Annotated in this window: 4 protein-coding genes; all 4 read left to right on the top strand. The window is 68.1% G+C overall.

The window, feature by feature from the left end; all coding sequences use genetic code 11:
* The coding region (locus OOT08_RS08110; protein WP_325092097.1) for a phosphate acyltransferase at positions 1–421 on the top strand (421 nt) is incomplete at its 5' end.
* Positions 418–1617 carry an acetate/propionate family kinase gene (locus OOT08_RS08105; RefSeq protein ID WP_325092096.1) on the top strand — a complete coding sequence of 400 codons (1200 nt, stop codon included), beginning with the start codon at positions 418–420 and terminating at the stop codon, positions 1615–1617. The genes OOT08_RS08110 and OOT08_RS08105, both read left to right, overlap by 4 nt.
* Before the next feature lie 394 nt (positions 1618–2011).
* On the top strand, positions 2012–2929 hold the full coding sequence (locus OOT08_RS08100) for an ABC transporter permease (RefSeq protein WP_325092095.1): 918 nt from the start codon (positions 2012–2014) through the stop codon (positions 2927–2929).
* A 3-nt stretch (positions 2930–2932) separates the two neighbouring features.
* Positions 2933–3715 carry an ABC transporter permease gene (locus tag OOT08_RS08095; RefSeq protein ID WP_325092094.1) on the top strand — a complete coding sequence of 261 codons (783 nt, stop codon included), beginning with the start codon at positions 2933–2935 and terminating at the stop codon, positions 3713–3715.
* The last annotated feature ends 61 nt before the right edge of the window (positions 3716–3776 follow it).

The following is a 3776-nucleotide window of genomic DNA, read 5'->3' as shown; positions in this document are numbered from 1 at the left end:
TCAGTTCGGCGTGGACCCGCGGATCGCGATGCTGTCCTACTCCACCGGGTCCTCGGGCAGCGGCGCCGAGGTCGAGAAGGTGCGGCTCGCGACCGAGCTGGTGCGCGAGCACCACCCGGAGCTCCTCGTCGAGGGGCCCATCCAATACGACGCGGCCAGCGACCCCGCCACCGCGCAGGCGAAGCTTCCGGACTCCGAGGTCGCGGGGCGCGCGACCGTCTTCATCTTCCCCGATTTGAACACCGGGAATAACACCTACAAGGCCGTGCAGCGCTCGGCCGGAGCCGTGGCCGTTGGGCCCGTGCTCCAGGGGCTGAACAAGCCCGTCAACGATCTGTCCCGCGGCGCAACGGTCGAGGACATCCTGAGCACGGTCGCGATTACCGCGGTCCAGGCAGCCCTCAACGAAAGCGGATCTTGAGCGTAATTCTTGTCGTCAACAGCGGTTCCTCCTCCTTTAAATATCAGCTGATCGAGCCAGAGAGTGAGGTGCGCCTGGCCAACGGCCTGGTCGAGCGGATCGGGGAGGCCGTGGGCCGAGTCGTCCACGTCTCCGGCGGGCAGCGCACCGAGACCGAGGCGCCGATCGCCGATCACACCGAGGGCTTCGCGCGGATGCTCGCCGCCTTCGCGGACGCCGGGCGCCCGCTGAGCGAGTACACCCTGCTCGCGGTCGGGCACCGTGTCGTGCAGGGCGGCGACCGCTTCTTTGCGCCCACCGTGATCGACGACGCCGTCGCCGCGGAGATTCTCGCGCTCAGCACGCTCGCCCCGCTACACAACCCCGCGCACCACCAGGCCATCGTCGCGGCCCGGCAGACCTTCCCCGACGTGCCCCACGTCGCGGTCTTCGACACGGCCTTCCACCAAACGATGCCGCCGGAGGCCTACACCTACGCGATCGACGCGGACCTTGCCGCGGCGCACGGGGTGCGCCGCTACGGCTTCCACGGCACCTCGCACCAGTACGTCTCTGAGCAGGCCGCCTGGTTCCTCGACCGCCCCGCGGACACCCTCAAGCAGATCGTGCTGCATCTCGGCAACGGGGCCTCGATGTGCGCGATCAACCGCGGCCGCTCCGTCGATACCTCGATGGGACTGACCCCGCTGGAGGGCCTCGTCATGGGCACCCGCTCCGGCGATCTCGACCCCTCCGTGCTCTTCCACCTGAACCGCGAGGCCGGGATGGACGTGGACGATCTCGACCACCTCCTGAACCAGCGCTCTGGCCTGCTCGGGCTCGGCGGGCACGCCGATATGCGGGACCTGCGCGCGGCGGCGGCCGAGGGGGATACCCGGGCTCGGCTCGCCCTCGACGTCTACGTGCACCGGCTCCGGCACTACCTCGGCGCCTACCTGCTCGAGCTCGGCGGCGCCGATGTGATCTGCTTTACCGCGGGCGTCGGCGAGAACGTGCCCGCCCTGCGCGAGGAGGTCCTCGCGGGACTCGACTGGTTCGGCATCCACATCGACCCGGAGCGCAACCGCGAGCACAGCCGCGGCGTTCGCCGCATCAGCACCGAGATCTCCCGGACGACGGTGCTCGTGGTACCCACGGACGAGGAGCTGGAGATCGCCCGGCAAACCGCCGAGGCGATCCTCGCCGTGCCGGCGTAAGCCGGGGAGACGCCACCCGGGCCCGAGGCTCGGAGACCAGGACACCTGCCCGCCAAGGCCGCCCGCAGCCTCGCTCGGCATCGGGCCGCCCCGGTGCCGGGCTGAGCCCGGACCCGGAGCGGCCCGGCGAGACACGCGCGGCAGCGCCCCCTTCGGGGCGCTCTTCGCCGGGCTTCCCCAGGAAAAATCTGCTTGACCGGGGAAAACGTTCTCGCCGATTTCGTGGTGCCGAGCCAGCGGCCGGGGCGCACGTCGCGGATTTTGGCCACGTCGGGCGCGCCAGGGGCCCCGGGCGCGCGCGCCCGCCGCGGACTCGGGAAGAATTGTGCCAAGATCCCACGGATTCCGGTGCCGGCCCCCAGGCAGCCGTTCACCCCGTCCTGTGAGAATTGCCATGACAGCAACGACGGTGGTCAGGAAGGTGCACACAGTGACCTCGGTAACACGAGCAATACATCTGAAGGGCAAGGAGAAGCCCCCTCGGGGAGCCTTCGGCCTGATGCTCCCCGGCCTGATCGCGGTAGCCCTGCTGGCGCTGGCGCCCCTGTTTATCGTGGCCCGCAACAGTTTCGCGGTCGCGGACAACTACGGCGGAATCACGGGCGGCTTCACGCTGGACAACTACGCGAAGCTGCTCGACCCGGTCTACTCGAAGACGTTCCTGTTCAGCATCGGCCTGGCCCTGCTGAACACGGTGATCTGCCTCGTCATCGGCTACCTGACCTCGTACTACATCGTGTCCCGGCCCGAGGGGAAACAGGGCTTCCTGCTCCTCCTCGTGATCATCCCGTTCTGGACCGACTTCCTCGTGCGCACCTTCGCCTGGATCACCATCCTGGGCTCGGGCGGTCCCCTTGCCGGGGTGCTCGGCATCTTCGGCATCAGCGGCTTCTCGCTCATCCCGAGCAACGTGGCCGTGTTCCTCGGCTTGCTCTACTCCTTCCTGCCCACCGCGATCTTCCCGATCTATGCCTCCATGCGCTCGATCGACGGCTCGTTGAAAGAAGCAGCGACCGACCTCGGCTGCTCCTGGTGGGGGGTGCACCGGCGGGTCATCCTGCCGCTGTCCAAGCCCGGCATTCTTGGGGCGGCGCTGCTGACCTTCATCCCGACCATGGGGGTGTTCGTGATCCCCGTGCTGCTCGGCGGCGGCAAGGACCCGCTGATCGGCAATGTGATCGTCACGCTCTACACCGAGTTCCGGAACCAGCCGATGGGCGCCGCCGTCTCGATGGTGCTCCTGGTGCTCATGTTTATCTCGATGGCGCTGATCGGCCTCGCCCTGCGCAAGCCCAAGCCGAAGGGGGCCTAGACCATGGATAAGCTCGTCAACGGCATCGCCCGCGGGGTGTTCGTCTTCCTCTACATCCCGATCGTCGCGGTGATCGTCTACTCCTTCAACGCCTCGGGATCCTCCAGTAACTTCGAGGGGCTCAGCCTCAAGTGGTACGCGGAATTGTTCCAGGACGGTCAGCTGCTGAGCACCCTGCGCACCAGCGCGATCGTCGCCGTCATCACGGCGACGGTGGCCACCGCCATCGCGGTGATGTTCGCGCTGGGCTCGGCCCGCTACCGCGGACGGGGCAAGGGCCTGTACCTCGCGGCGATCGCGCTGCCGCTCATCGTCCCCGAGATCGTGCTCGGCGTCGCCCTGCTGAGCGTGTTCAGCTCCGCGAAGATCCCGCTCGGCGTGCCCACCCTGGTGCTCGGGCACCTCATCGTGGCGCTGCCGCTGGCGACGCTCGTCGTGATCAGCGCCGCGGCCATGCTCGACCCGAGCCTGCCGGAGGCCGCGACCGATCTCGGCTGCACTCCCTGGCAGACCTTCACGAAGGTGTACCTGCCGCTGCTGCGGCCCTCGGTGATCGCCGCCTGGTTGCTCTCCTTCACGACCTCCTTCAGCAACATCGTGATGTCCACTTTCCTGAGCGGCGTCGGGTCGACGACCCTGCCCCTCAAGATCTACTCCAGCCTGAAAACCGGCATTACCCCGAGCATCAACGCCCTCGGCGCCCTGCTCATCCTCCTCACGCTCGTGATCGTGCTCACGGTCGGCGTGAACCAGATGCGCCGCATTCTGGTCGACTCCCGCTCCTAACCACACCAGCACGCGCCGCGAACCCGCGGCGTGCCCCGAAAGGAACCCCCATGAAGAAGAT

Source organism: Leucobacter sp. M11 (assembly GCF_035726885.1).
GTDB lineage: Bacteria > Actinomycetota > Actinomycetes > Actinomycetales > Microbacteriaceae > JAPFRB01.
The sequence above is the reverse complement of the archived record's forward strand: the minus strand, read 5'-3'. Positions and strand labels throughout refer to the sequence as shown.